The sequence below is a fragment of the Agilicoccus flavus genome, from assembly GCF_014857905.1.
In the GTDB taxonomy this organism is placed as follows: Bacteria; Actinomycetota; Actinomycetes; order Actinomycetales; family Dermatophilaceae; genus Agilicoccus; species Agilicoccus flavus.
Genome location: NZ_JACYXE010000004.1, coordinates 176573 through 202656, shown reverse-complemented (window position 1 = coordinate 202656; position 26084 = coordinate 176573). Strand labels below are relative to the sequence as shown.

At 75.2% G+C, this 26084-nt stretch carries 21 protein-coding genes and 1 tRNA gene; 7 read left to right on the top strand and 15 right to left on the bottom strand.

Translation table 11 applies throughout. From position 1 onward, the window contains the following. Positions 1–5 precede the first annotated feature (5 nt). The gene (locus ICW24_RS08330; protein ID WP_226345249.1) at positions 6–1460 is read left to right on the top strand and encodes an MFS transporter; all 1455 of its coding nucleotides are present in this window, start codon (positions 6–8) and stop codon (positions 1458–1460) included. Here ICW24_RS08330 and ICW24_RS08325 read toward each other — a convergent pair. Further along, entirely contained in the window at positions 1442–2290 is an 849-nt protein-coding gene (locus tag ICW24_RS08325; RefSeq protein WP_226345248.1) for a DUF8185 domain-containing protein, read from the bottom strand. The two genes, ICW24_RS08330 and ICW24_RS08325, sit on opposite strands and share 19 nt — an antisense overlap. Then, positions 2287–2925 carry a thioesterase family protein gene (locus ICW24_RS08320; RefSeq protein WP_226345247.1) on the bottom strand — a complete coding sequence of 213 codons (639 nt, stop codon included), beginning with the start codon at positions 2923–2925 and terminating at the stop codon, positions 2287–2289. Before ICW24_RS08320 ends, ICW24_RS08325 begins: the two co-directional genes overlap by 4 nt. Positions 2926–2968: 43 nt before the next feature. On the opposite strand from ICW24_RS08320, the gene ICW24_RS08315 reads away from it, so the two are divergent. Continuing rightward, positions 2969–3979: an acyl-CoA thioesterase gene (locus ICW24_RS08315; RefSeq protein WP_226345246.1), complete on the top strand. Its 1011-nt coding sequence runs from the start codon at positions 2969–2971 to the stop codon at positions 3977–3979. 83 nt (positions 3980–4062) lie between these two features. Here ICW24_RS08315 and ettA read toward each other — a convergent pair whose 3' ends face one another. Genes ettA through ICW24_RS08300 form a run of 3 tightly spaced genes read right to left on the bottom strand, consistent with a single transcriptional unit; the run spans position 4063 to position 9228 of the window. After that, positions 4063–5745: an energy-dependent translational throttle protein EttA gene (ettA, locus tag ICW24_RS08310; protein WP_226345245.1), complete on the bottom strand. Its 1683-nt coding sequence runs from the start codon at positions 5743–5745 to the stop codon at positions 4063–4065. 10 nt (positions 5746–5755) lie between these two features. Then, entirely contained in the window at positions 5756–7513 is a 1758-nt protein-coding gene (locus tag ICW24_RS08305) for a GTPase (RefSeq protein ID WP_226345244.1), read from the bottom strand. Next, complete coding sequence (locus ICW24_RS08300) at positions 7510–9228, bottom strand: dynamin family protein (protein ID WP_307781319.1); 1719 nt, start codon at positions 9226–9228, stop codon at positions 7510–7512. Before ICW24_RS08300 ends, ICW24_RS08305 begins: the two co-directional genes overlap by 4 nt. A 206-nt stretch (positions 9229–9434) precedes the next feature. On the opposite strand from ICW24_RS08300, the gene ICW24_RS08295 reads away from it, so the two are divergent. Beyond that, the gene (locus ICW24_RS08295; RefSeq protein WP_226345243.1) at positions 9435–9782 is read left to right on the top strand and encodes a hypothetical protein; all 348 of its coding nucleotides are present in this window, start codon (positions 9435–9437) and stop codon (positions 9780–9782) included. 52 nt (positions 9783–9834) lie between these two features. Here the strand turns inward: ICW24_RS08295 and ICW24_RS08290 are convergent, their stop codons facing one another. Beyond that, positions 9835–10395, bottom strand: a complete 561-nt coding sequence (locus ICW24_RS08290; protein ID WP_226345242.1) for a hypothetical protein — start codon at positions 10393–10395, stop codon at positions 9835–9837. A 167-nt stretch (positions 10396–10562) separates the two neighbouring features. After that, entirely contained in the window at positions 10563–11315 is a 753-nt protein-coding gene (locus ICW24_RS08285) for a 4'-phosphopantetheinyl transferase family protein (RefSeq protein ID WP_226345241.1), read from the bottom strand. A gap of 77 nt (positions 11316–11392) precedes the next feature. Between ICW24_RS08285 and ICW24_RS08280 the strand changes: the two genes are divergently transcribed. Further along, entirely contained in the window at positions 11393–12289 is an 897-nt protein-coding gene (locus ICW24_RS08280; RefSeq protein WP_226345240.1) for a formate/nitrite transporter family protein, read from the top strand. Between the two features lie 32 nt (positions 12290–12321). Here ICW24_RS08280 and ICW24_RS08275 read toward each other — a convergent pair whose 3' ends face one another. Then, complete coding sequence (locus ICW24_RS08275) at positions 12322–13122, bottom strand: alpha/beta fold hydrolase (protein ID WP_226345239.1); 801 nt, start codon at positions 13120–13122, stop codon at positions 12322–12324. Positions 13123–13222: 100 nt separating this feature from the next. Between ICW24_RS08275 and ICW24_RS08270 the strand changes: the two genes are divergently transcribed. Then, on the top strand, positions 13223–14830 hold the full coding sequence (locus ICW24_RS08270) for a phytoene desaturase family protein (RefSeq protein ID WP_226345238.1): 1608 nt from the start codon (positions 13223–13225) through the stop codon (positions 14828–14830). Between the two features lie 41 nt (positions 14831–14871). Here ICW24_RS08270 and ICW24_RS08265 read toward each other — a convergent pair whose 3' ends face one another. Further along, complete coding sequence (locus ICW24_RS08265; protein ID WP_226345237.1) at positions 14872–15642, bottom strand: alpha/beta fold hydrolase; 771 nt, start codon at positions 15640–15642, stop codon at positions 14872–14874. 73 nt (positions 15643–15715) lie between these two features. After that, a complete protein-coding gene (locus ICW24_RS08260; RefSeq protein ID WP_226345236.1) occupies positions 15716–16165 on the bottom strand; it encodes a rhodanese-like domain-containing protein in 450 nt (149 codons plus the stop codon). A 153-nt stretch (positions 16166–16318) separates the two neighbouring features. Between ICW24_RS08260 and ICW24_RS08255 the strand changes: the two genes are divergently transcribed. After that, positions 16319–17065 carry a GNAT family N-acetyltransferase gene (locus ICW24_RS08255; protein WP_226345235.1) on the top strand — a complete coding sequence of 249 codons (747 nt, stop codon included), beginning with the start codon at positions 16319–16321 and terminating at the stop codon, positions 17063–17065. A 49-nt stretch (positions 17066–17114) separates the two neighbouring features. Here ICW24_RS08255 and ICW24_RS08250 read toward each other — a convergent pair whose 3' ends face one another. Continuing rightward, on the bottom strand, positions 17115–17942 hold the full coding sequence (locus tag ICW24_RS08250; protein ID WP_226345234.1) for a helix-turn-helix domain-containing protein: 828 nt from the start codon (positions 17940–17942) through the stop codon (positions 17115–17117). Between the two features lie 149 nt (positions 17943–18091). Here ICW24_RS08250 and ICW24_RS08245 point away from each other — a divergent pair, with 149 nt between their 5' ends. Then, the gene (locus tag ICW24_RS08245) at positions 18092–18637 is read left to right on the top strand and encodes a maleylpyruvate isomerase family mycothiol-dependent enzyme (RefSeq protein ID WP_226345233.1); all 546 of its coding nucleotides are present in this window, start codon (positions 18092–18094) and stop codon (positions 18635–18637) included. 153 nt (positions 18638–18790) lie between these two features. Here ICW24_RS08245 and ICW24_RS08240 read toward each other — a convergent pair whose 3' ends face one another. The 4 genes from ICW24_RS08240 to ICW24_RS08225 all read right to left on the bottom strand — a co-directional run bounded on the left by ICW24_RS08240 (position 18791) and on the right by ICW24_RS08225 (position 26030). Beyond that, positions 18791–19846, bottom strand: coding sequence for an alcohol dehydrogenase catalytic domain-containing protein (locus ICW24_RS08240; RefSeq protein WP_226345232.1), 1056 nt, complete (start codon positions 19844–19846; stop codon positions 18791–18793). A 616-nt stretch (positions 19847–20462) separates the two neighbouring features. After that, a tRNA-Arg gene (locus tag ICW24_RS08235) sits at positions 20463–20536 on the bottom strand. Between the two features lie 75 nt (positions 20537–20611). Then, on the bottom strand, positions 20612–22009 hold the full coding sequence (locus ICW24_RS08230; protein ID WP_226345231.1) for a M1 family metallopeptidase: 1398 nt from the start codon (positions 22007–22009) through the stop codon (positions 20612–20614). Continuing rightward, on the bottom strand, positions 22002–26030 hold the full coding sequence (locus ICW24_RS08225) for a Pls/PosA family non-ribosomal peptide synthetase (protein WP_226345343.1): 4029 nt from the start codon (positions 26028–26030) through the stop codon (positions 22002–22004). The genes ICW24_RS08230 and ICW24_RS08225 overlap by 8 nt, the downstream gene beginning before the upstream one ends. Positions 26031–26084 lie beyond the last annotated feature (54 nt).

Sequence of the window (26084 nt, the reverse complement as noted above, 5' to 3'; positions counted from 1 at the left end):
GTCCGGTGAACGACACCGGAACGCACGACCACCGTGAGGCGGGCCCGATGTCGCGGTCCCACGCGACGGTGACGATCACCCTCGTCGCCCTCATCACGATCATCGCGTTCGAGTCGCTCGCGATCTCGACGGTCATGCCGGCCGCGGCGGCCGAGCTCGGGGCCGGGACCCGCTACGGCCTGGCGTTCAGCTCGATGGTCACGGCCCAGCTCCTCGGCATCGTCGTCGCGGGCGCCTGGATCGGCCGGGTCGGGCCGGTCCTGCCCACGTGGCTGGGCCAGGCCCTCTTCGCCGCCGGGTCACTCGCTGCGGGGCTCGCCCCGAGCTTCGAGCTGCTCCTGGCCGGCCGCGTCGTCGCAGGCCTCGGCGCCGGGCTGGTCGTCGTGGCCCTCTACGTCGTCGTCGGGTCGGCCTACCCGGAGTCGGCGCGCCCGCGGGTCTTCGCGTGGATGTCCGCCGCCTGGGTCCTCCCGTCGATCATCGGCCCGCTGCTCGCGGCCCTGCTCGCGCAGGTGTGGTCCTGGCGGGCCGTGTTCCTCGTCGTCGTCCCGGCCGTCGCGCTCACCGCCGCCGGGCTGTTCGCCAACCGGCGTCGCCTGGGCGCCGGACGTTCCGAGGGGTCCGGGACCGCGGGGCGCGACGCCGACGTCACCGGGCCCACCGGCCGCGGACCGGCGCGCACGACGTACCCGTCCGCGCGCCGGACGGTGTGGCTGGGCCTGGCCGTCGCCGCCGGCGCCGCCCTCTTCCAGTGGGCCGGCACGGATCTCGTGCCGCCGCGTCCCCTGTACGTCGGCGGCGCCCTCCTCGGGCTCGTCGTCCTCGGCCTGGCCGCCCGTCCCCTGCTGCCGCCGGGAACGGGTCGGCTGCGGCGCGGCCTGCCGGCCGTCGTCGCCGCCCGGTTCGCGCTCGCGGCCTCCTTCAACGGGGCCATGACCTACGTCCCGCTCATGCTCGTGGCGGCCCGCGGACTCCAACCGAGCGCCGCCGGCGCCGTCCTCGCGCTCGCGTCGATCGGGTGGACCGCCGGCGCCTGGCTGCAGGGACGACCCCGGTTCGACCCCCGTCACGCCCCCGTCCTCGCGGCCGGCGGCGCGTGCGTCACGGCGGGCCTCGCGGGCCTCGCGGCGACGGCCGCCACCGGCGCCCCCATCGCCGTCATGATCGTCTCCGCGGCCGCGCTGGGGCTCGGGATGGGGCTCGGCACGACGGCCGTGTCCGTGCTGGTCCTCCACCTGGCCCCGCCCTCGCAGCACGCTCAGGCGTCGTCGGCGATGTCGCTCTCGGACGCGCTCGGGGCGACGGTGGGGCTCGCGACGGCCGGCACCCTCTACGCGACGCTCGTCACCGACGACCCCGCGACGAGTTCCGACTTCGCGTGGTTCTGGGCGGCGACCGCCGTGGTCGGCGTCCTCGCCCTGGTCGCGGGGGTGCGATCGACTCAGCGCGCGAGGACGTGACCGGCGGGCGTCGACAATCGCTGCCACCGGCCGGCGACGTGCCACGTCGCCGGCTCGGCACGCAGGAACCCGAGCACGTGGGCGCCGAACGCCAGGCCCGCGACGGGCGCCGCGCCCCCCGCCCGACCGCCATCCGGGCCGGCCGCGGGCTCGACGGCCGCGGCGGCCGGCGCTCCGGCGTCCGTCCCCGGCCCGACGGGTCGCACCTCCCCGTCCTGCCTCTCGCTGTGCTGCCTCTCGCTGTAAGGTCTCTGCCCGTGCTGTCTCTCGCTGTGCTGTCTCTCGCTGTGCTGTCTCTCGCTGTGTGGTCTCTGCCCGAGGGGCAGCGCCCGCGACCACACCCGCCGGCGCAGGTCGGCGACGGCCGCCGCCCCCGAGCCGGCCGGCGCCCCCGCGGTGATCTCGTCGATCCCCGCGAGCGCCCCGTCCCGGAGGTCCTCCGGCGGCACGATGCCGCGCGGGTCCCAGCCCGACCGAGGTGGTGACAGCGCCGCCCAGGGCGGCGCCACGGTCATCGGGGGGACGGCGAACCGGGTGCCCGCCTCGCGGCGCATGCGGGCCAGCCGGTCGGTCACGGCGTCGAAGGGCACGACGACGTCGAGGTCCGCCTCCTCCGCCAGTGCGCCCACCCGCATCCCGAGGACGGTGCCCTCCCCGAGCAGGCCGCTGCCCGGGACCAGGCACACGGTAATCGCGAGCACCGACCCGTGGGCGGCGAGGCGGATGGCGCCGGACGGCTCGACCCGGCGGGCCCGGGCCACGAACGTCTCCAGGTCGCGCACGTCCCGCTCGTCGGGCAGCGCGAGAGTCGGGGTCGCGCCGGGGGTCATCGGCCGCGCCCCCGATCGGGGCGGCGCAGGGGCGGCGGGTCGTCGAGTCGGCTCTCCAGCGAGCGCCGCTCGGCGTCGTCGAGGCGGCGGGAGCGCCCGCTCTCGAAGTCGAACGCCACGAGCGTGGACTCCGCCCGGGCGTAGACCCGGGCCGCGCCGCGGTTCGGGGCCCCGGCGGCAGGCTCGGTGGTGTACGGGGCGTCGGCGGCTCGGGTGGCGTCAGCGTCGTCGGCGGCGTCTCGCACCTCGTAGGCGACGGTGAAGCTCGACCCGCCGAGATCGCAGACCCAGCAGTCGACGACGACGGGCTCGGCCCGGTAGTCGAGCTGGGCGAGGTACTCGATCTCCTGCCGGGCGACGACGACCCCGTTGAGCAGCCCCCCCGACGTGCCGAACCACTCACCGATCGCGACGACCCGGGCCTGCTCGAGCAGCCGGAGCATCTGCACGTTGTTGACGTGGCGGTAGGCGTCCATGTCGGCCCACCGCAGCGCGATCGGCACGGCCGTCCGGGCCGACCTGCGCTCGGGGTCGGGCCGGTCGGCGGGCTCGTCGGCCGGCTCGTCGACGGGCTCGTCGGCCGGCTCGTCGACGGGCAGGGTGGCGGGTGAGTCGGGAGGCTCGGGGGTGGGCATGCTCCGATCCTCCCACCGGCCGCACGCCGCTATCGTCGGCAGGGTGAACAGCCACGACGACTCCCCCGCCGGCGCCTCCGACGTCGACCGCACGTCCGATCCGGGACCCGTCGACGACCTCCTCGGACTCCTCGACCTCGCGGCCGTCGACGAGTCGGAGACCGTCGACGGCGACGGCCCCGATCCCGCCGAGCTGTCGACGCGCCGGCCCGAACCGGGCGCCCTCGGCCAGACGTTCGAGCACTTCGTCGGGCGGAGCCAGCCGCAACCCCACGGGCGGGTGTTCGGCGGCCAGGTCGTCGCGCAGTCGATCGTCGCGGCGGGCCGGACCGTCGACGGGGACGGGCCTCCCCGCCACCTCCACTCCCTCCACGGCTACTTCCTGCGGCCCGGCGACGCGAGCGCCCCGATCCGGTTCGCCGTCGAGCACCTCCGTGACGGCCGCTCGTTCTCGGCCCGGCGCGTCCACGCGCTGCAGTACGGGCGGCCCATCCTGTCGATGATCTTCTCGTTCCAGACCTTCGACGAGGGCCTGGACCACCAGGGCGACATGCCGGACGTGCCGGACCCCGACACGCTCCCCACGGCCGCGGAGCGGCTCGCCGACGCGCCGCCGGAGTTCGCGCCGCTCGTCGCGGCCCGGCTGCAGTCGCGGGCGGCGGTCGACATCCGGCACGTGGAGCCGGCCGTGTACCTGCCGAGCGGGGCGGAGCGGGTGGCCCGCCAGTCGGTGTGGTTCCGCACGACGGCCCCGCTGCCCGACGACCCGCTGATCCACGCGGCGATCCTCGCCTACGCCTCGGACTACACGCTGCTCGAGTCGATCCTGCGCCGACACGGCCTCGCCTGGAGCGACACCCGTCTGCGGGCCGCGAGCCTCGACCACTCGATGTGGTTCCACCGCCCGGCCCGGCCCGACCACTGGACGCTGTACACGCAGGCCTCCCCGTCGGCCTCCGGGGGGCGCGGCCTCGGGCTGGGGCGCATGTTCACCCGCGACGGTGCGCACGTCGCGACGGTGGGCCAGGAGGGGATGCTCCGCCTCAAGGAGTAGGCGTGCGCCGCCACGAACGACGCCCGCCGCGCCCCGCAGAGCGGGGTGGACGGCGGGCGTCGGACGTCGGGCGGGGCGGGGGTTCAGTCGCGGGTGAGGCGACGGTGGCTGACGCGGCGCGGGCGGGCCGCCTCCTCGCCGAGGCGCTCGACCTTGTTCTTCTCGTAGCCCTCGAAGTTGCCCTCGTACCAGTACCAGGCGGCCGGGTTCTCGTCGGTGCCCTCGTACGCGAGGATGTGCGTCGCGACGCGGTCGAGGAACCACCGGTCGTGGCTGATGACGACGGCGCAGCCGGGGAAGTCCAGCAGCGCGTTCTCGAGGGAGCCGAGGGTCTCCACGTCGAGGTCGTTCGTCGGCTCGTCGAGCAGGAGCAGGTTGCCGCCCAGCTTGAGCGTCAGCGCGAGGTTGAGGCGGTTGCGCTCCCCGCCGGAGAGCACGCCGGCCTTCTTCTGCTGGTCCGGCCCCTTGAACCCGAACTGGCTGACGTAGGCGCGGGACGGGATCTCGACCTGCCCGACCTGGATGTGGTCGAGACCGTCCGAGACGACCTCCCAGAGGGTCTTGTTCGCGTCGAGACCCTCACGGGACTGGTCGACGTAGCTGATCTTCACGGTCTCGCCGACGTTCACCACGCCCGAGTCGGGCTCCTCGAGACCCACGATGGTCTTGAAGAGCGTCGTCTTGCCGACCCCGTTGGGGCCGATGACGCCGACGATGCCGTTGCGCGGCAGCGAGAAGCTCAACCCGTCGATGAGGACGCGGTCGCCGAAGCCCTTCTTGAGGTCCTTGACCTCGATGACCGTCGACCCCAGGCGCGGGCCGGGCGGGATCTGGATCTCCTCGAAGTCGAGCTTGCGGGTGCGCTCGGCCTCCGCGGCCATCTCCTCGTACCGGGCGAGGCGCGACTTGCTCTTCGTCTGGCGGGCCTTGGCGTTGGAGCGGACCCACTCCAGCTCGTCCTTGAGGCGCCGGGCGAGCTTGGCGTCCTTCTTGCCCTGCACCTGCAGGCGCGCCTGCTTCTTCTCGAGGTACGTCGAGTAGTTGCCCTCGTAAGGGTAGAGGCGTCCGCGGTCGACCTCGCAGATCCAGCCCGCGACGTTGTCGAGGAAGTACCGGTCGTGGGTCACGGCGAGGACGGCGCCGGGGTAGCTCGCGAGGTGCTGCTCGAGCCAGTTGACGCTCTCCGCGTCGAGGTGGTTGGTGGGCTCGTCGAGCAGCAGCAGGTCGGGCTTGCTCAGCAGGAGCTTGCACAGGGCGACGCGGCGACGCTCACCCCCGGAGAGGACCGTGACGTCGGAGTCCGCCGGCGGGCACTGCAGGGCGTCCATCGCCTGCTCGAGCTGGGAGTCGAGGTCCCACGCGTCGGCGTGGTCGATGGCCTCCTGCAGGCTGCCCATCTCGGCCATGAGCGCGTCGAAGTCGGCGTCCGGCTCGGCCATCTCGACCGAGATCTCGTTGAAGCGGTCGACCTTCTTCTTGATGTCGCCGAGGCCCTCCTCGACGTTGCCGAGCACCGTCTTGGTCTCGTCGAGCGGCGGCTCCTGCTGGAGGATCCCGACGCTGTAGCCCGGTGAGAGCCGCGCCTCGCCGTTGCTCGGCTGATCGAGCCCCGCCATGATCTTGAGGATCGTCGACTTGCCGGCCCCGTTGGGGCCGACGACGCCGATCTTGGCGCCCGGATAGAACGACATGGACACGTCGTCGAGGATCAGCTTGTCGCCGACCGCCTTGCGTGCCTTGGTCATGGTGTAGATGAACTCGGCCATGCCGCCCAGGCTATCGGCCCGCGCGGGGCGCGCCGAACCGGTGATGCCGGGCCGGGGCCGGACCCGCGGCCGCTCCCGTCAGCGCCTCGTCGAGGGCCACCCGTGTGCGGGCGTGCGCGCCGACGACGGCGGCCATCGGCTCGAGCAGGTGCTCCCGGGCGACGGCCCCGATGCTCTCGGCGAGCGCCCGGCGCGCCCGATCCCGCGCCCGCCTCGCCCCCGCCTTCGCGAGAGCGCGGGAGAGCGCGGCGAGGAGGATCCCGCCGACCAGCCCGAGCACGAGCAGGATCGTCGGGAGCGGGAGGATGCCGAACCGCGGCGGGTCGGGCACGGGGAGCTGCAGCCAGGCGAGCCCCGCGAGGGCGAGCAGCCACCCCGCCCCGGCGATCGCGGCCAGCAGCAGGACGACGTGGAGGAACCGGACCGGGCCCCACCACCACGAGGTGCGCCGCTGCAGGGGGGCGGCGAGCACGGCCCGGTCGAGGGCATCGGCGAGATCGGCCTGGGTCGGGGCCGCCGCGTCCGCGACCGCCCGCGCCCACGGCTCGGGCAGCCCGTCGCCGGCGAGCTCGCCGAGGCGGCGGGTGAGGCGTTCGAGGCCGGCGCGGGCGGTCGGGGTCGGCCCCGGCAGCGACGACCGCGCGACGAGGCGTTCGAGCTCGAGGAAGTCCGGTTCGTCCTCCCCCGGGGACGAGGCGCCCACCCGCACCCGCCGCAGCGGCTCGGCCCGCAGCCGGCGCACCCAGCGGGTGGGCGGCCAGCCGGTCGCCGCCGCGGCTCGTCGCCGATGGTCGGCCTCGACGGCCGCGAGGACGGTGGGGACCCCGGCGGTCCGGGCCAACGCGTCGAGGAGCGCGTCGTCGGGACGCTCGGACACGCGCGGCTCCGCGTCGGCGACCGACTCCCGGAGCCGCCGGGCGCTCGCGCGGATGTCGCCGAGCAGCCGGGCCCGGGAGGCGATCTGCGCCGAGACGGCGCCGCGGAGGGCGAACAGGAGGTCGGCCATCCCCAGCCCCGTCGTCGCCGACGTGAGGATGATCTCCGCGTCGGGCAGCCCGTCGGCCGCCAGGAGCCGGCGCAGCTCGTCGCGGCACGCGCTCGCCTCCGACGGCGAGAGGCGGTCGGCCTGGTTGAGCAGGACGAGGGTGACGGCGGCGTGGTCGCGGGCCGCCGCCAGGTACTCGTCGTGGATGAGGGCGTCGGCGTACTTCTGCGGGTCGGTCACCCAGACGAAGACGTCGGCGAGGGCGAGCACGCGGTCGGCCTCGTCGCGGTGCGCGGCACGGGTGGAGTCGATGTCCGGCAGGTCGAGCAGGACGAGCCCGTCGAGCCCCGGGGCGGCGTGCTCCCCCGACACGCGATACCGGGTCGGTGCGCCGACCCAGTCGAGCAGCTCGCCGGCGGGGCCGTCGCCCCAGACGGCGGCGCTCGTCGCGGTCGTCGTGGGCCTGCGGCGCCCCACGGTCGACACGGCCGCCCCCGCGAGGACGTTGAACAGGCTCGACTTCCCGCTGCCCGTCGCCCCGGCGAGGGCCGCGACGGTGTGGCCGCCGGTCAGCTCGAGGCGGCGGGCGGCCTTGGCGATGACGGCCTCGGCCGCCGCGATCTCGTCCGCGGGCAGGTGCTCCCGGCCCGCGTCGAGCGCCCCCATGAGCCCGGCGAGGGCCGTGGGCAGCGCCGAGACGTCGGTCGGGTCGGCCTGCTCGGCACCGCGTCGGGCGCGCCGGGATCGACGTCGGCCGGTGGGCTCGACGGGGGGCTCGCTCATCGACTCCCCCGCACGGCCGCCGACGCGGCGAGGAGCTCGGCCGGCTGGTCGCGGCGCACGTCGACCGCCTCGACCGCCGCCTCGAAGCGGGCGGCTCGCGACGCGTACAGCTCCTGCGTCCGCTGGGCGAGGCGGCTGCGGGCCGTCGCGGCGAGCCGACGGACCGCCTGATCCCCGAAGATCGCCTCGAGCAGGCGCTGCGCGAGCACGGCGGACCCGCCGGCGATGCCGACCTCGGCCCCGCCGAGTCCGCCCATCGTGTAGCTGAACGCGACGAGCATGAGGACGACGCCGACCGCGTTGACCCCGAGGGAGAGCACGCGGGCCGCGGCGCGGCGGTCCTTCCCCTCGTCGCGCACGAGGTCGAGGATGTCGCCCTGCCAGTCCCGCACCAGACGGGCCGCGTCCTCGTCGAGATCCGGGTCGGGACCGTCCAGCTCGGGGTGCTCGACGAGGAGGTCGCGCCCCCCCGGGATGTCGCGCCAGCGCCGGCGCACCTGCTCCTGTGCGCGCTCGGCGTGGGTGATGACCAGCTCGGCGACCCCGGAGTGCAGGGCGGCGCCCAGGTCGGAGACCGGTGCCGGGCGGCCCGTGACGGCGGCGGTGACCCGGTCGCGCAGGCGGCCGAAGCCGACCTCGATCTGCTTGAGGAACTCCCCGGTGCCGACGTACTCCTGCCACCGCGCGAGCACCTCCCCGCGCAGGAGGGTGCCGTCGCTCATCCCGGCGGTGACCTCGTCGCCCGCCCGGCCGAACTCGCTCACGACGACCGCGGTCAGCTGCTCGAGCGTCTGGACCTGGACCGCGCTCGCCTCGGCGAGCTCCTCGACGCGCCCCTCGAGCGACTCCAACGCCCCCGACAGGGTCCGACGGACGAGGAGGCCACGCGCGCGGGCGTCGGCGCCGAGGCGCCCCAACCACTCGCGCAGGTCGGCCGTGTGCTCCGCCGGCAGCAGCCCGCCGACGAGCTCGGTCTCCGACACGACGAACACCGGCGCGTGCCGCAGGCCCTCGTCGACGAGCATCTCGCCGAGGTGCTCGCCGATCTCGTCGGCCGCCCCCGGCGGCACGCGGTCGAGGACGATCGCGACCGAGGTGCCACGCCGGGCGGCCTGGCGCAGGAACTCCCACGGCACCGCGTCGGCGTAGCGCGCGGCAGTCGTGACGAACAGCCACAGGTCGGCGGCCGAGAGGAGCTGGCGCGCGAGGTCGCGGTTGGCCGCGACGACGGAGTCGATGTCGGGGGCGTCGAGCAGGGCGACCCCCGCCGGCAGCCCGGGCGCCTCGGCGAGACGCACCGAGTCGGGGTCGTGGGCGGCGGTCGAGTCCTGCCCGCCCACGCGGGCCAGGTGCGGGAGGATCCGCGGCCCGGAGAACCAGTGCAGGTCGTCGGGGTGGTGCACGAGCACGCAGGCCCGCGTGGTGGGCCGGATCACCGAGCTCGCGGACACGCTCCGGCCGACGATCGAGTTGACGAGGGTCGACTTGCCCGCACCGGTCGACCCGCCGACGACCGCGAGCAGCGGCGCGTCGAGGTCGGACAGGCGCGGCAGGACGTAGTCGTCGAGCTGGTCCAGGGTGTCCGTCAGCGAGGCCCGCGCGCCCTCGACTCCCTCGACGTCGAGCGGCAGCGTCGCCGCCGCGAGGCGTTCGCGCAGGCCGTGCACCGCGTCGAGCAACTCGCCCGACGCGGGCTGCATCCCCTGGTCCGTCACCGCCACATCGTCGCCCGTCACCGCGTCGATTTCCACTCGGGTGTCCGCGGCGGCCCCCGGACCGGTCGGCGCGCCACCTCGCCGCGTGGGACCGCCGCGACTCAGGACGAGCGTCCGGTGACCGATGGGGGACGTATCGGCGCGACCCACCCGCCGCCGATGCCGCGACCAGGACGGGCGCGGCGACGACTCACGGAGGACACGTCATGTCGCACACCCTGCTCGAGGCCCCGCCGCGCGAGTTCGAGGCCGCGCCGCACCCGACCACCACCGTCGGTGCCGCGGTCCTGAGCGCCCCGGCGCCGCAGGCCCACCCGGCGCGCTCGGCCGACGCGGCCGAGCCCCTGTTCCTCGCGGACCCTTCTCCGGTCGGCATCGACGACCCGGTGGTCGCCGCGGTCGACCGCCAGGCCGCCGCCGCGCGCGCCGCGCTGCGCGCCGTCGACCCGCAGGCCTGGCTGTTCGCCGAGCGCACCCGCTACCTGTCGGAGGGCACCTGCGACCCCTACGCGGAGCTCATGCTCCGTCGGGCCGGGTTCCTCACCGCGCACTGACGCGTCGCGCGTCGCGCGTCGGCGGTACCCGGCGCGTCGCGTCCGCGGCCCCTCAGCAGTACAGCGCCGCGACCCGGTCGTCGGCGACGCGGCGCACGTCGGCCAGCGCGACCCGCTGACCCCGGTCGAGAGCCAGGGCGACCTCGACGACGACGGGCCAGACGTCCTCCAGCTCCCGGCGCCAGGCGAACTCGACGCCGCGCAACACGCGGCGGCACTCGGACTCGTCGGCCCCGCCGTCGCGCAGCATCGCGGCGACGTCGAACTCGGCGACGGCCACGGCGGCCGCGTCCTGCGGGCGGGCCAGCACGGCGGCGCACACGTGGTCGTCGAACGTGCGGCCGGCGGCGTCGGCGCCGAGCGCGCCCACCCGCTCCCACGTCGCCCGGGCCTGCGCCCACGGGCCGGCGTAGGCCACGAACGGGCGGGCGTTGGCCGGCGCCTCCTCCCAGCGGCGGCAGGCCGCCGGCCCCTCGCGGTACTGCCCGGGCGTCAACGCCTGGGCGTCGAAGTGGCCCGAGGCCCGCAGCGCCGCGGCGACCGCGTGGCCCGCCTCGTGGAAGCAGTCGTCGACCGCCCGGTGCGCGTGCTCCTGCGCAGACGTCTCCTCCATGGATGACTCCCCTTGTGTCGTGTCTCGGCGACCACTCCGACCGGCCCCGTGGCCCGGACGTCCCCGCGCGGTCGCGGCATCGCGATGGAGTCTAACGAGCGTCCAGGACGACCGCCCGCAGCGATGCGCATATGTCCATGCCGGACCGGATCGACCCGGCGCGCCGATCAGGCGGGAAAGGACGCGACGAGGTCGTCGGCGTCGTGGGTGCGCACGTCCAGGCCGGCCTCGAGGTCGTCCCCGGGCCGGGCGAGCACGGCCACGGCGCACGCGTACCCGGGGCCCGTCGGGACGTCGGCGAGGCGGAGCGTCGGCGCGGGCACCTCCGCGTCGGTCCAGGACAGCAGGCGGGCCGGCCGGTCGGGCGGCGTGACGCGGACGTCGGTGGCGTCGACCCGCAGGCCGTGACCGGTGGCCTTGAGCGCGGCCTCCTTGCGGGCCCACCACACGGCCCTCGCCCACGGGCGGTCCACGACGTCGAAGCCGAGAAGCTCCTGCGCCTCCGCGCGGGTGAGCGCGGCCGTGGAGAACCCCGCGAAGTCGGTGGCCTCCCACTGCTCGACGTCGACGCCGAGGGGGGCGTGGGCGCTCACCGCGGCGACGACGTAGGGGCCGGCGTACGACAGGTTGACGTGGACGTCGGGCGCGCCGTCGCCGGCGAGCCGGGGCTTGCCGTGGGGCCCGCCGCACAGCAGGCAGGTGCGCGAGAAGCGCTGCTCGCGCGCGGGCACGCCGGTGTGGGCCTGGACGACGAGGCGCAGGAGCAGGTGCCCGGTCGTGTAGCGCGCCCGGTCCTGGGGGCGCAGCAGCCGGTCCAGCCGGGCCCGTTCGGCGCCGTCGAGCAGCGCGACGGCCGACTCCGTGACCGCGACGACCCCCGCGCGGGCGCGATAGACGTCGACCGCCGTGCCGGGATTCACGCCCCCCATCGTAGGGCGGCGGTCACGGTGCGGCCCGGCGCGCACGTCGCGGGAGCAGGCTGGGGCATCCTGGGCCGATGCCCTCGACGACCGATTCCCCGTCCGAACCCCGCGCCGGCCAGGACGGTCCGGCCGACCCGCCCGGTCACCAGGAGGAGAGCGAGGGCACCGTCGAGGTCGGGGGCGTCGAGAAGCGCCTCGAGGAGGAACTGCACGAGGAGTTCGAGAACACGGTCGAGGAGGGCGAGGAGCGCCTCAAGCGCACGACCCGGGCGCTCGTCGTGACCGGGCTGTTCGGCGGGATCGACGTCGGGCTCGGCATCATGGCGATGCTCGCGGTCAAGGACGCCACCGGCAGCCCCCTGCTCGCCGGCCTCGCGTTCGGGGTCGGGCTGCTCGCGCTGCGGCTCGCGCACTCCGAGCTGTTCACCGAGGACTTCATGCTCCCCGTCAACGCCGTGCTCGCCGGGCACGGGACGTTCCTGCAGCTGCTGCGGCTCTGGGCGGTCACCCTCGTCACGAACCTCGCGGGCGGCTGGCTGTTCATGTGGCTCGTCGTCTACGGCTTCCCGGAGTACGTCGACGACCTGAGCAAGACCGCGCTCGAGTACGTGTCGGCCGGGTTTACGCTCGAGACCGTGTGCCTCGCACTGCTCGCCGGGAGCACGATCACCCTCATGACCCGGATGAGCCAGGGCGCGAGCTCCGACGTCATGACGGCGATCATCTCGTTCATCGGCGGTCTGCTCGTCGTCGGCCTGCAGATGCACCACGGCGCGCTGAGCTCGATCCTCGTGTTCGGCGCGATGGAGGCGGGGGCGCCGATCTCGGTCGGGGCGTGGTTCGGCTGGTTCTGGTGGGTGACGCTGCTCAACATGGTGGGCGGCATGCTCATCATGACGGCGCCGCGCATCGTGCGGACGTGGGAGCTCGTCCGGGACGAACGCGCCCGCCGGGGCGCCCGCCACGCGTGACGAGGGTGGGCATCCCCGGTGGGGCGCGCCCCTCAGGGCTGCAGGAACTCCACCATCGCCGCGGTCAGCGTCGCGTCGTCGACGCCGTGCCACTGCCCGGGCAGGGTGGCGACGCGGCAGTCGGGCATCGCGTCGGCGAGCTGCGCCGCGAACTCGCCCATCCGCGGATCGGTGTGGTCGCTGACCATGACCAGGGTCGGCGCGGTGGCGGCGGCGAAGCGCTCGGGCGGCGTCCCGGGCAGGAAGCTCAGCTCGTGCAGGAGGGTCGGCAGCGCGCGGCGGTCCTCGTCGCCCAGCGGTGGCATCTGGGCCACGACCTCGGCGGGGACCCCGACGACCTCCTGGGTGAAGTAGACCTGGGCGGCGAGCGGATCGGTCGCCAGCAGGCGGGCGACCGCGTCGTGGTGCGACCGGTCGGAGCCGGCGAACAGGGGCGGCTCGAGCACGGCCACCCGGCGGATCGCACCGGCCGACGCCGACGCCGACTGCGAGGCCGCGGCCAGCAGGGCCAACGTGCCGCCGGAGGAGAAGCCGTAGACGTCCGCCTCGCCCCCGGCGGCCGCGATGACGGCCTCGAGGTCCTCGATCTCGCGCTCGAGGGCGTAGGGCCCGACGTTCCCGCTGTCGCCCTTGCCGCGCCGGTCGTAGGTGACGACGGTGAAGTACTCGGCCAGGGCGCGGGGCAGGGTCGGCTGCATGGTGGTGCGCCGCGAGACGAGCACGCAGTTGACGACGACGAGCGCGGGTCCGCGGCCCTGGCTCGTCCAGGCGATCGTCGTGCCGTCGGGCGAGGTGGCCTCACCGGTGCGGGTGGCGAGGGTGTCGTGCGTCATGGGCGTCTCTTCCGGTCGTGGCGTCGGTGGGGCCAGGATGTCGCAGGCGAGTCGTCGTCGCCCGCGGTCTGCCGGGATCGGCGGGCCTAGGCTCGCGGGCATGACGGCTGCGAACACCTCCCCGCCCGACCCGCCGCGGCGTCGAGCCGGGTCCACCCCGGACGTCGTCGTCGTGGGGGGCGGGCACAACGGGCTCGTCGCCGCCGCCTACCTCGCCCGCGCGGGCCAGGACGTCCTCCTGCTCGAACGCGACGACCACCTCGGCGGTGCGACCGTGTCGGCCGACGCCTTCGGCGGGATGGGCGCGCACCTCTCGCGGTACTCCTACCTGGTCAGCCTCCTGCCGCGGCGGATCGTCGACGACCTCGGGCTCGACCTCACGCTGCGGCGGCGGCGCTGGTCGTCGTACACCCCGGTGCCTGGCCGGGACGTCGGGCTGCTCGTCGACGACGGCGACCCGGCCGCGACGGCGGACTCCTTCGCCCGGATCGGCGCCGCGGCCGACCTGGACGGGTGGCACGAGCTCTACGAACGGGTGGCACGTCTCGTGGCGGTGCTATGGCCGTCCATGACCGAGCCGCTGCCACGCCGGCGCGACGTGGAGGCGAGGGTGGGTGACCTGTCCGTCGTCGCCGACGTGCTCGACCGCCCGCTCGGGCATCTCATCGAGCGACACCTGCGTCACGACGTGACCCGCGGCGTGGTGCTCACCGACGGCCTCATCGGCACGTTCGCCGACGCCCACTCCGCCGACCTCGCCCAGAACGTCTGCTTCCTGTACCACGTCATGGGCGGCGGGACCGGCCATTGGGACGTCCCCGTGGGCGGCATGGGCGCCGTCACCGGTGCCCTCGAACGGGCCGCTCGCGAGGCCGGGGCGACGCTCCGCGTCGGCGCGAGCGTCCGGTCGCTCACGGGGGACGGTGAGGTCACCTGGCAGGAGGGGGACGAGGAGCACGTCGTCCGCGCCCGGCACGTGCTGTGGGCGGCCGCCCCCGCGGTGCTCGACGAGGTCATGGGAGTCGCTCCGGCCCCGGTCGAGGGGGCCCAGGTCAAGGTCAACGTCCTCCTCTCCGCCCTCCCCCGGCTGCGCGAGCCGGGGCTCGCGCCGGAGGCGGCGTTCGGGGGCACGTTCCACGTGCACGAGACGTACACGGGCCTCGAGGCCGCGTACGCCGCCGGCCGCGCCGGCCTGGTCGCCGCCCCGCTCCCCTGCGAGATCTACTGCCACTCGATCACCGACGACTCGATCCTCGCCCCGCACCTGCGCGGATCCGGGGCGCACACCCTCACGGCGTTCGCGCTGCACACGCCCCACCGACGGCTCGCGAACCTCGGCGAGGCAGACCACGCGAAGGAACGCGACCTCCTGGAGCGGGCGGTCCTCGACTCGATCTCCAGCGTCCTCGCCCAGCCCCTCGACGAGGTGATCGCGCGCACGCCCGACGGGCGTGCCTGCATCGAGACGAAGACGACCCGCGACCTGCAGGACGCGCTCGCGATGCCGGGCGGTCACATCTTCCACGGGCCGTTGAGCTGGCCGTTCGCCGCGGACGACGAACCCCTCGTCACCCCCGCGCAGCGGTGGGGCGTGGCGTCGGCCCACGGCGACGTCCTGCTGGCGGGGGCCGGTTCACGCCGCGGCGGTGGGGTGAGCGGCCTCGGCGGGTATCACGCGGCGCGGGCGATCCTCGACGGCCGGCCCTGAGGTCGGCGCCCGAGCGGCGCGGGCCCGTCGCGGCCCGGTGATCACTGCGTGAGGAACGCGAGCACGACGGGCGAGACCTGCGCCGCGAACTCCTCGAAGTAGGCGTGCCGCGCCCCCTCGACGAGGTGCAGCCGGGCGTCCGGGATGAGATCCGCCAGCAGCGCCGCGTTCGCGGTCGGGTTGAGCCGGTCGTCGGTGCCGTGGACGACGAGGGTGGGCGCCTCCAACCGGGGCAGCTCGTCCCACGCGTCGTGGGTGTCGCTCGCGGTGAGGTGGCCGCGGGACGCGCGGGCCGACATGCGCGGGTCGCCGAGCACCCGGAACGGACCGTCCGGGTGCGCCTGGACGTACGCGGGCGTGAACATGAGGTCGAGGAGGGCGGCGCGTCGCGTCGAGGCCCGGCCCAGGTCGCGGCGCACCGCCTCGCTGCGCTCGTGCGCCCGGGGGCCGCCCGGGGACGTGCAGCCGAGGACGAGGCGGCGCACCCGGTCGGGGTGGTCGAGGGCGACCCACTGCGCGACCCGGCCGCCCATCGACGTGCCGTACACGTCGGCGCGCCCGACCCCCAGGTCGTCGAGGACGGCCACGACGTCGCCGGCGAGATGCCGGGTGGTCCAAGGGCCCTCGCCGTCCTGCGACCCGCCCGTGCCGCGCATCTCGACGGTGACGCGGGTGCGCCCGGTGAAGTCGGTGCGCACCCCGTCCCACCAGTGGTGGTCGTTGGCCTGCCCGGCGAGCAGCACGAGGACCGGGCCGTCGCCGTCGACCTGGTAGGCGATGGCTGTGCCGTCGGGGGCGGTCGCGTGGGGCATGCGGGCATTCTTCCAAGCCGTGGCGGCCCGGTGTCGCGCCGGCCGTCTCAGGCCGGTGCCGCGCCGGCCGGTCTCAGGCCACGGAGTCCTCGGAGTCCTCGGAGTCCTCGACGTCCTCCTGCGCAGGCCGTCCCTGCACGGGCAGGCCGGCGTCGACCCAGGCGTCGAAGCCGCCGGCGACGTCGGTGGCCCGGGGCACGCCCACCCGCACGAGAGCCTCTGCCGCGAGCGACGAGGCGTAGCCCTGCTGGCACAGGACGATGACCCGGACGTCCGCGCCCGCCTCGGGCAGCCGCGCCTCGCCCGCCGGGTCGAAGCGCCACTCGAGCACGTTGCGCTCGACGACGAGCGGCCTGCACGAGGCGGCGACCTCCCCGTGCTCGCGGCGCTGCGCCTCCGGCCGGATGTCGACGAGCAGGGCGTCGCCGGAGGCGATCTCGGCCGCAGCGGTCCGCGCGTCGATCGGGGTGTACGTCGACCGGGCCCGCGCGAGCAGGGCCTCGGTGCCGGTGGGGTCGGTCATGCTCACCAGTCCGTCTCCGTGTCGATGCCGGCGACGACGAGCCGCCCGCGCCGACGACGGTACCGCCTCGGCCCCGCCCGTCCGACGGGCCGCCCTTCTCCGGCGGCGTCTCCCTCCCCACGCCCGGCGGAGCCCGGCTGACACGATGACGCCATGACCGACGACCTCGGGGCGCGCCCGCCCCTTCCCCGCCGCAACGAGTTCGGGCAGCCGATCGGCGAACCCGTCGGCTCCGTCGCGGCCCGCCCGGTGCAGCCGGTCTCCCTCGCCGGGCGCACCTGCCGCCTCGACCCCCTGGGTGTCGGGGACGCGCCCGAGCTGTTCGCCGCCCTCGCCGACGGCGCCGGTGACGAGCAGTGGACCTACCTGCCCTTCGGTCCGTGCGCCGACGTGGCCGCGATGCGAAAGGTCGTCGCCGGCCTCGTCGCCGACCCGGGGTTCGTGCCGTTCGCGATCCGCGCCGGCGGCCGGGTCGTCGGCACGGCCAGTTACCTGCGCATCGAACCGGCCGGCGGCACGATCGAGGTCGGGGCGATCGTCTACGGGGCGGGGGCGCGCCGGGCCACGCCGGCCACCGAGGCCATGTACCTGCTCGCCCGGCACGCGATGGACGAGCTCGGGTATCGCCGGTACGAGTGGAAGTGCGACGCGCTCAACGCCCCGTCCCGGCGGGCGGCCCTGCGGCTCGGGTTCCGCTTCGAGGGCGTCTGGCGGCAGGCGGCCGCCTACAAGGGACGCAACCGGGACACCGCCTGGTACGCGATGACCGACGGCGACTGGGCCGGGCTCCGGGCCGGCTACGAGGCGTGGTTCGACGCCCTCGACGCCAACGGGCGGCAGGGCGAGACGCTCGAGGCGTGCCTGGGCCGCGCCCGAGCCGTGGAGCGCGACCCGTCCTGACCGATCGGCCGGCCCCCGACCGAGCACCACCGGGCACTCGACCGATCGGTCAGCGGAAGCGGGCCGCGAAGGCCCCCGGCGTCGTGCCCGTCACGGCCCGCCAGTCCCGCGTGAGGTGGGCCTGGTCGGCGTACCCGAGGTCGTGGGCGAGGCCGGCGAGGTCGACGTCTCCGTCGCGCAGGCGGTCGGCCGCCTCGTGGAGGCGGCGCCGCCGGATGAGCCAGGCGGGGCTCAGGCCGAGACGTCGCCGGGTGAGCCGCTGCAACGATCTCTCCGTGAGGTCGAAGGCCGCACACACCTGCCCCACCCGCCGGATCGACGCGTCACCCTCGACCGCCTCGACGATCGCGTTGACGAGCCGCCCCTCGCAGTCGACCGGCAGGTGGGGCCGCAGCGCGTCCTCCACGAGCCCGCGGGCGCGGCACTGGGCGTCCGGGTCGCTCGGGTCGGGACCCATGATCTGCCGGATCCGACCCGTCAGCACCCCCAGGTCGGCCACCTCCTGCAGATCGACGTGCCGGTCGGTGTACTCGCTCACGGGGCGCCCGGTGAGCAGACGGCCCGCCGCGGGCTGGAGCATGAGCCCGACGGCCCAGCCGCGGCCGGTGAGGGTCGTCGTCGACAGCCCCGACACGACGCCGTAGAAGCGGGCGTACTCGGCGCTGACGACGACGAGACACACCGGGTACTGGAGCACCCGTTGGGGCGCCTGCTCGCCCGGCCCCACGTCCCAGACGGGGATCCAGAAGCGGCGGGCGAGGTCGCGCAGGTCGTCCGCCACCCCGGCGCGGGCGATGGAGAAGGACGCGTCGGCCGGGTCACGCAGGTGGGCGCGTTCGATGTCGTCGCGGGCGCGGCCGGCGCCGGGGGAGCTCACGGGTCGTGACGCTACCCGCCCGCCGTGGTCGGGGGCGGCCGACGGAAGGTGTCGGGGAACGACAAGAGCCCGCGTCCGGGTCGGCCGTAGCGTGCGAAGGCACCACCCGCCCACCGCGAGGTGCGGACACCGACCAGAAGGAGATCGTCATGAGCGACGACATCAACCGTTACCACCGCAGCGCCGACCGGTTCGGCGACGCCGTCGCCGGCATGCAGGACTGGGCGGCGGCCTCGCCCTGCGAGGGTTGGACCGCCGCCGACGTGGTGAACCACGTCGTGGGGACCCAGCGCGACTTCCTCACCGCGCAGGGCGTCGACCTCGGCCCGGCCCCGGACGGCAGTGCCGACCCGGCCCACGCCTGGCGCGCCCACGACGAGCGCGTCCGGGCCCTGCTCGCCGACCCCGCCGTCGCCGGCCGAACCTACGACGGGTTCTTCGGGCCGACGACCGTCGGCGCCACGCTCGCGACGTTCTACGGCTTCGACCTGGTCGCCCACCGCTGGGACCTGGGCCGGGCCGCCGACCGCGAGGAGCGGTTCGACGACGGCGAGCTCGACCTGCTCGAGCGGTCCGTCGCCGGTTTCGGGGAGCACCTCTACGCCGAGGGCATCTGCCGACCCGCGCTGGCGCCCCCGGCCGACGCGGACCGACAGACCCGCGTCCTCGCCCTCCTGGGCCGCGACGCGGGCTGACCGGCCCGGACAGGCCGCGACGCGGGCTGACCGGCCCGGACGCGACGACCGGGGCGCCGGCCCGCAGGTGGGGGCCGGGCCGGCGGCGCGGGCCGGTGAGCTCGGCGCCTGGCTCGCCCCGAGATTGCCGCCCTCGCCGAGCGATCGTCCTCGTCACTGGTTCGTGATGATCACCTTGAGGGCGTGCTCGTCGGCGGCGCGGGAGAACGTGTCGTAGGCCTGCTCGAACTCCTCGAACGTGAACCGGTGCGTGACGAACCGGCCCGGGTCGATCTCGCCGCCGGTCACCTTGTCGAGCAGCTCCGGCGCGGTCGTCGCGTTGACCAGTCCGGTCGTGATGGTGATGTTGTTGATCCAGTCGCGGTCCAGCGGCAGGCTGACGGGCTCGCCGTGGACTCCGGCGTTGGCGACGCGGCCGCCGGGGCGGATCGAGTCGAGTGCGGTCGAGAACGTCGCGGGGAGGCCGACCGCCTCGATGGCGACGTCCACCCCGAGTCCGTCGCGGCTGTGCGCCTTGATCTGGGCGACGGTGTCCTCGCCGGACCCGGCGTCGATCGTGTCGGTCGCGCCGAATCCCAGGGACTCCTCGAGCCGGAACTTGTTCGCGTCGACCGCGACGACCTTCGACGCGCCGGCCGCGGCCGCGGTCATGACGGCGGCCAGGCCGACGGGGCCGACCCCGATCACGGCGACGACGTCTCCCTCCTTCACCGCCCCGTTGAGCACCCCGATCTCGTACCCGGTCGGGAGGATGTCGGAGAGCATCGTGCCCTGCTCGGCCGACACCCCGTCGGGGAGCGGGATGAGCCCGTGGTCGGCGAACGGCACCCGGACGTACTCGGCCTGGGTACCGTCGATGAGGTGACCGAAGATCCAGCCGATGCCGCCCAGGGTCTGGCAGTGCGACGGGAGACCGCGCACGCAGTAGTCGCAGGTCATGCACTTGCTCACGCAGGAGATGATGACCCGGTCCCCCACCTTGACGCGGGAGCACTCCGGGCCGATCTCGGTGACGACGCCCACCCCCTCGTGACCGAGGATGCGCCCGTCGGTGACGGCGGGGACGTCGCCCTTGAGGATGTGCAGGTCGGTGCCGCAGATCGTCGTCGTCTCGACCTCGACGATCGCGTCGGTCGGCTCCTCGATCGCCGGATCGGGCACCTCCTCCCACGCCTTGTTGCCCGGTCCGTGGTACACGAGTGCCTTCATGGTGTGACCTCTCCGTCACCGCGACCGCCGCCGGCATCGACGCGCCGCCCGGGCGGTCGAGGGCCCGGCGCGTCCCCTCGATCCTGCCGCGCCGGCGCCGGCCGGGGGTCTCATTTCTGGAACGCTCCCGAGACGGCCGTCCCTTCGCGGCCCGGGCCAGGGGCAGGCGGAACGTGGTCCGGCCGGTCGCACTCCCGGTATCCCCGTTGCACCGCCACGACATCCGGCCCGCCTGCGGGCCGACGGCCGTGCGGCGCGATCGGCCTGACGGGGATCGTCGAGGTCGAACGCGCGGTGGATCGCCTCGGCCAGGGCGGCTTCCTGGTCGCCGAAGAGGAACCCGATCCCGCGCCCGAGGTCGGCCGCGCGGATCGTGACGGTGTTGTCGAGGTCGATGACGCAGTCGTGGTCGAGGCCGTTGCGAGGGCCGACCGGCACCTCTACCGACAGCCCCCGGATGCGACTGCTGAATCGGTGAACCCGACGAGATCGTCGGGGATGCGGATCGTGATCTGGGTGCTCATCCCAAACCCATACCGATCTAGGATGACACCCGATCTGCGAAGGCTCGACCCACCTACGCGACCATCGGCCCAGGTGAGGAGCCCTGTGCGTGCGCCCCCGGCAGGACTCGAACCTGCGACCTAGAGATTAGAAGGCTCTTGCTCTATCCAGCTGAGCTACGAGGGCCGGGGCATGACGCCCACCCGAGCACGATACGCGGGGCGGCGGGATGCGCCGCGACGGGGCGACGACCGGGCCGGCTCAGCCCGGCGTCACCCGGCGCGCGACGCGGGCGACCCGCTCGGGCAGGCCGGAGTGGCGCCCCGGCGCCCCGAGGCGCGGCAGGTCGGGCAGGTCGGCGTGCAGCAACCACCGCCGGGCGAGCACGACGCTCTCGCCGTCGGGGTCGTGCCGGCGCAGGTGGTCGAGGAAGTCGTCCGTGGTCACCGTGCCGTCGGCGTGGTCGCTGACCCACTCGCGGACCATGGCGAAGAACGCGACGTCCCCGAGGGCGGCCCGGATCGCGTGCAGGGTGAGCGCGCCCCGCTTGTAGACGCGGTCGTCGAACATCAGCTCCGGACCGGGATCGGCGATGACGAGGTCCTGGCGCGACGCGGCCAGACCGAGGTAGGCGTTGCGGGCGGCCGTGTCCACCGACCTCGTCCGCAGGTGGTCCCACCACAGCCACTCGCTGTAGCAGGCGAAGCCCTCGTTGAGCCAGATGTGCTGCCACGTGGCGACGCCGACGCTGTTGCCGAACCACTGGTGCGCGAGCTCGTGCGCGACGAGGCGTTCGCTGCGGCGTCCCCCGTCGACGTGGTTCGCGCCGAAGATCGACAGGGCCTGCGCCTCGAGGGGGATCTCGAGGTCGTCGTCGGTGACGACGACGGCGTACTCGCCGAACGGGTAGGGCCCGAAGAGGTGCTCGAACAGGTCCATCATCTGCCGCTGCCGCCCGAGATCGTGCGCCGCCCGGGCCCGCAGGCGTGGCGGCACGTACGCCGCCTGCACGACCCCGGCGCCCGGCAGGTCGAACCGCTCGTACCGGCCGATCTGCACGGTCATCAGGTACGGCGACGTGGGGCGGTCCTGCGTGTACTCCCAGCGCACGTGACCGGCGCCCCGCCGCGGCACCGACGGCCGGCCGCCGACGACGACCGCGTAGTCCGGATCGGTGGCGACCGCGATGCGGTACGTGGCCTTGTCGCCCGGCCGGTCGTTGCAGGGGAACCACGACGGCGCGCCCTCGGGCTGGCCGGCGACGATGACCCCGTCGGTGAGCTCCTCCCAGCCGACCTCGCCCCAGCGGCCGACGACCGGCGACGGCGACCCCGAGTACCGGATGTCGACGCGGAGGCGCGTCCCGGACGGGGCCGGGGCGGCGAGCCGCACCTCGAGGGCGCCGTCGCGGACCGCGAACCGCTTCGGTTTGCGGCCGCCGACGCTCACCTTCTTGACATCGAGCCCGATGAGGTCGAACCGCAGGGCGTCCACCGTCTCGCGCGCGACGACGTCGATCACGGCCCGACCGTCCAGACGGTTGGTCTGCACGGCGTAGGAGAGGTCGAGATCGTAGTGCGCGACGGAGTATCCGGTGCTGCCGTGATGGGGGATGTAGGGATCGGTCGGTTCCGGTCCGCGTCGGCGCCGGTCAGGCATCGGCGTCCTCGCGGTCCCACGGCCGGATCGGGTTGCCGGCCCACGTCGACCCCGCGGGGACGGCGTCGCCGCGCAGCACGAGCGAGCCGGGGCCGACGCTCGACCCGGTGCCGATGGACGCCGCCGGCAGGATGACGCCGTGGGGGCCCATCGTGGCGCCGTCGGCGAGGGTGACCGTGTCCATGGACATGATTCGATCATGGAAGAGGTGGGTCTGGAGCACGCACCCCCGGTTGACGGTCGCCCCGGCCCCGAGGTCCACGAGATCGGACTCGGGGAGCCAGTAGGTCTCGCACCAGACGCCCCGACCGATCGTCGCGCCCATGCATCTCAACCAGAGGTTGAGGGCGGGGGTACCGGTGGCGGCCCAGGCGAACCACGGGCCGGCCACCGTCTCCACGAACGTGTCGGCGAGCTCGTTGCGCCAGACGAACGAGCTCCACAGGGGATGCTCCACGGCCCGGAACCGGCCGACGAGCAGCCACTTCGCGGCCACGGTGACCCCGGCGGCCACCGCCCCGGCGGCGACGAGGATCGGCCCGCCGAGCAGGACCGCGAGCCACGGCGACACCCTCCACGCCTGCGCGAGGCCGACCGCGACGACCACCCCGATCGCCACCGACACCATGACGGGGACGACCCGGCACGCCTCGACGAGGGCGCGGGCGATCTTGAGCCGCCGTGGCGGCGCGTAGGTCCGGGCGGCGTCGGAGCCCGCCGTGTCGACCGTCGCGCGCCGCAACCGGGTGGGCGGGCTGCCGACCCACGAGGTTCCCGCCTTCGAGGTCATCGGCGCGGTCGACAGGACGGCGACGAGCCCGTCGCGGGGGACCTTCCGTCCGGGCGCGGTCATGCCGGAGTTGCCCAGGAAGGCCCGCTTGCCGACGCGGGCCCGCTCGACGCGCATCCACCCCTGGCGCAGCTCGTAGCCCGCCACGAGCGTGTCGTCGGCGAGGAAGGCGCCGTCGTCGACGCGGGTCATCGCCGGCAGCAACAGGACCGTCGAGGCCTCCACGTCGCGGCCGATGCGCGCGCCGAGGGCGCGCAGCCACCACGGGGTCGCGAGGCTCGCGTAGACGGGGAACAGCAGCGTGCGGGCCGAGTCCAGGAGCCGTTCCGTGGCCCACACCTGCCAGCCGACGCGACTGCGCACCGGGTGGAACCCCTCGGTGAGCCCGATCGCGAGGAGCCGCACGAGGGCGATGGTCGCCCCGGCGAGGACCGCCATGGTCAGCACCGTGGCGGCGGGCGCGGCGAGCAGGAGGGGGCCCAGCGCGTCCGGCGGCCGGGCCGCGCCGCGCGCCGCGAACGCGAGGACCGCGAGGCCGGGCACCGCGGCGAGCAGGGGCAGGAGGGCGAGCGCGAGCGCCGTCACGGCGTACGCGAGCACCCAGCCCCGGCGCCGGGGCGGGCGGTGCGAGGGCCAGGGCCCCTGCCACTTGCCGCGGACGGGACCGGCGGGCGATCCGGCCCACACCTGGGCGGCCGGGACGGCGCCGTGGACGGTCGAGCCCGCCTCGATCGTGGCCCCCCGCCCGACGCGGGCGCCGGGCAGGAGGGTGCTGCGGGCGCCGACGGTCGCGTGCGCCGACACCTTGACGTGACCCACGTGGAGCACGTCGCCGTCGACCCAGTGACCGGACAGGTCGACCTCGGGCTCGACGGCGCACCCGCCGCCGAGGGTGAGCAGCCCGGTGACCGGCGGCAGCGCGTGCAGGTCGACCCCGCGCCCCACCTTCGCCCCGAGGGCCCTCGCGTAGTAGATGATCCACGGCGCCCCGGCCATGCCCGTCGCGCCGATGCGGTCGGCGAACCGCTCGCACGCCCACAGGCGCAGGTGCACCCCTCCCCCGCGCGGATAGTCCCCCGGCCCCACGCCGCGCAGCAGGAGGCGGCTGAGCAGCACCGACAGGCCCATCTGTCCCGGCGGGGTGAGCACGAGGACGAACAGGGGCGCGAGCACCCACCACGAGGCGGTGGGGAGCCACGCGAACCCGTCCACACCGTGCAGCGCGGTGCCCACGAGCAGCAGGGCGACGAGCCAGCGCAGCGCGCCGACGGCGAGCAGGCCGAGGCTGACGACGACCTGGATCACCTGAGCGCGCACCGGGACGGGGCGGACCGTACGCACCCGCGCGGGCCCGGAGTCGGTCGGCGCCATCTCGTCGAGCATCGCGGCCTGGGCGTTGAGGCGGGGATAGTCGTACAGGTCGCCCACGGTGACGCGCGGGGCGCGTTCCCGCAGGAGCGTGACGAGCTGGGCGGCGGCGAGGCTGCCCCCGCCCAGGGAGAAGAAGTCGTCGTCGGCGCGGGCCGCCTCGACGCCGAGCACGGCGCCCCACCGGCCGGCCAGCCACGCGGCGGTGCCCTCCAGTGGCGCGGCGTCAGCGGCGCCGCGGGCCGGCTCCTGCCCCGGCAGCGGCCACGGGAGTGCCGCCCGGTCGACCTTGCCGGAGGTGCGGGTGGGCAGGTCGTCGACGAGGGCGAGCCGGGGGACGAGGGCCGCCGGCAGCTCGGCCCGGAGCAGGTCCTGGGCGGCGCCGAGGTCGTACCCGGGCTGCTCGGCCAGGAGGTAGCCGACGAGGAGCTGGTGGCCGCCCGCGGTGGTCTGCACGGCGCACGCCGCCCCGGACACGCCGGGCAGCGACTGCAGGGCCGCGTCGATCTCCCCCAGCTCGATGCGGCGCCCGCCGAGCTTGACCTGCTCGTCGGCCCGCCCCATGAAGACGAGGCCATCGGCCTCGAGGCGCACGAGGTCGCCGCTGCGGTAGGCGCGCTCCCACCCCAGCGTCGGCATGGGGGCGAACTTCTCGGCGTCCTTGGCCGGGTCGAGATAGCGAGCGAGACCGACCCCGCCGATGATGAGCTCCCCGACCTCCCCGGGCGCCACCTCGTGCCCGGACCCGTCGACGACGGCGAGATCCCAGCCCTCCAGCGGGGTCCCGATCCGCACGGGACCCTCCGCGCCCATGCGCGCCGCGCATGCGACGACGGTCGCCTCGGTGGGGCCGTAGGTGTTCCACACCTCGCGGTCGGGGTCGAGGAGGCGGGCGGCGAGCTCGGCCGGCAGGCCCTCGCCGCCGAAGATGAGCAACCGCACCTGCGCGAGGGTGTCGGCGGGCCACAGCGACGCGAGCGTCGGCACCGTCGAGACGACGCTCACCCGCCGCGACACGAGCCACGGCCCGAGATCGATGCCGGAGCGCACGAGGGAGCGCGGCGCCGGGACGAGGCACGCCCCGTGCCGCCACGCGAGCCACATCTCCTCGCAGGAGGCGTCGAACGCGACGGACAGGCCGGCGAGCACCCGGTCCCCCACCCCGAGCGGACGTTCCTGGCAGAACAACCGGGCCTCGGCGTCGACGAACGCCGCGGCGCTGCGGTGGCTGACGGCCACGCCCTTGGGCGTGCCCGTCGAGCCGGAGGTGAAGATGATCCAGGCGTCGTCGTCCGGTCCGGGGTGCTCGGGGGCCGTCCGCCCGGACGCGCCGACGCCGGGTTCCTCGTCCGGTCCGCCGCGTCCGGCCCGCGGGACGCCGGTGATGCCGTCGTCGGTGACGAGGGCGGCGATGCCGGCCTCGCCGAAGACCAGGCGGGCCCGCTCGTCGGGGTCGTCCGCGTCGACCGGTACGTAGGCGGCGCCCGCGACGAGGACGCCGAGGATGGCGACGTACAGCGAGCGGTGCCCCGAGGAGACGCGGATCCCGACGCGGTCGCCGCGGCGGACCCCGGCCGCCGCGAGCCGACCCGCGGTCGACCGGGCCTGCCGCCACAGGTCGCGGTAGCTGAGGATCTGCTCGCCGTCGTCGAGCGCCGGCGCCCCGCCGTGGCGGGAGACGGTCTCCTCGAGCACGTCGACGAGCGTGCGCGGTGCGGGGGCGAGTCCACCGAGGCGATAGACCGACCGCAGGGCGTCGGGCCGGGCCTCCTGCGCGTCGGCCGGCTCGTCGGCGGACGTGCGAGGGCCCGCGGCCTGCGTGTCCTCGGCCCGTGGCTGCTGCGCGGGATCGCCGTCGCCCATGCTCACGCGGATCGGTTCTCCCTCGGCTCGGTCGGGCACGCGCCGCCGGCGGCC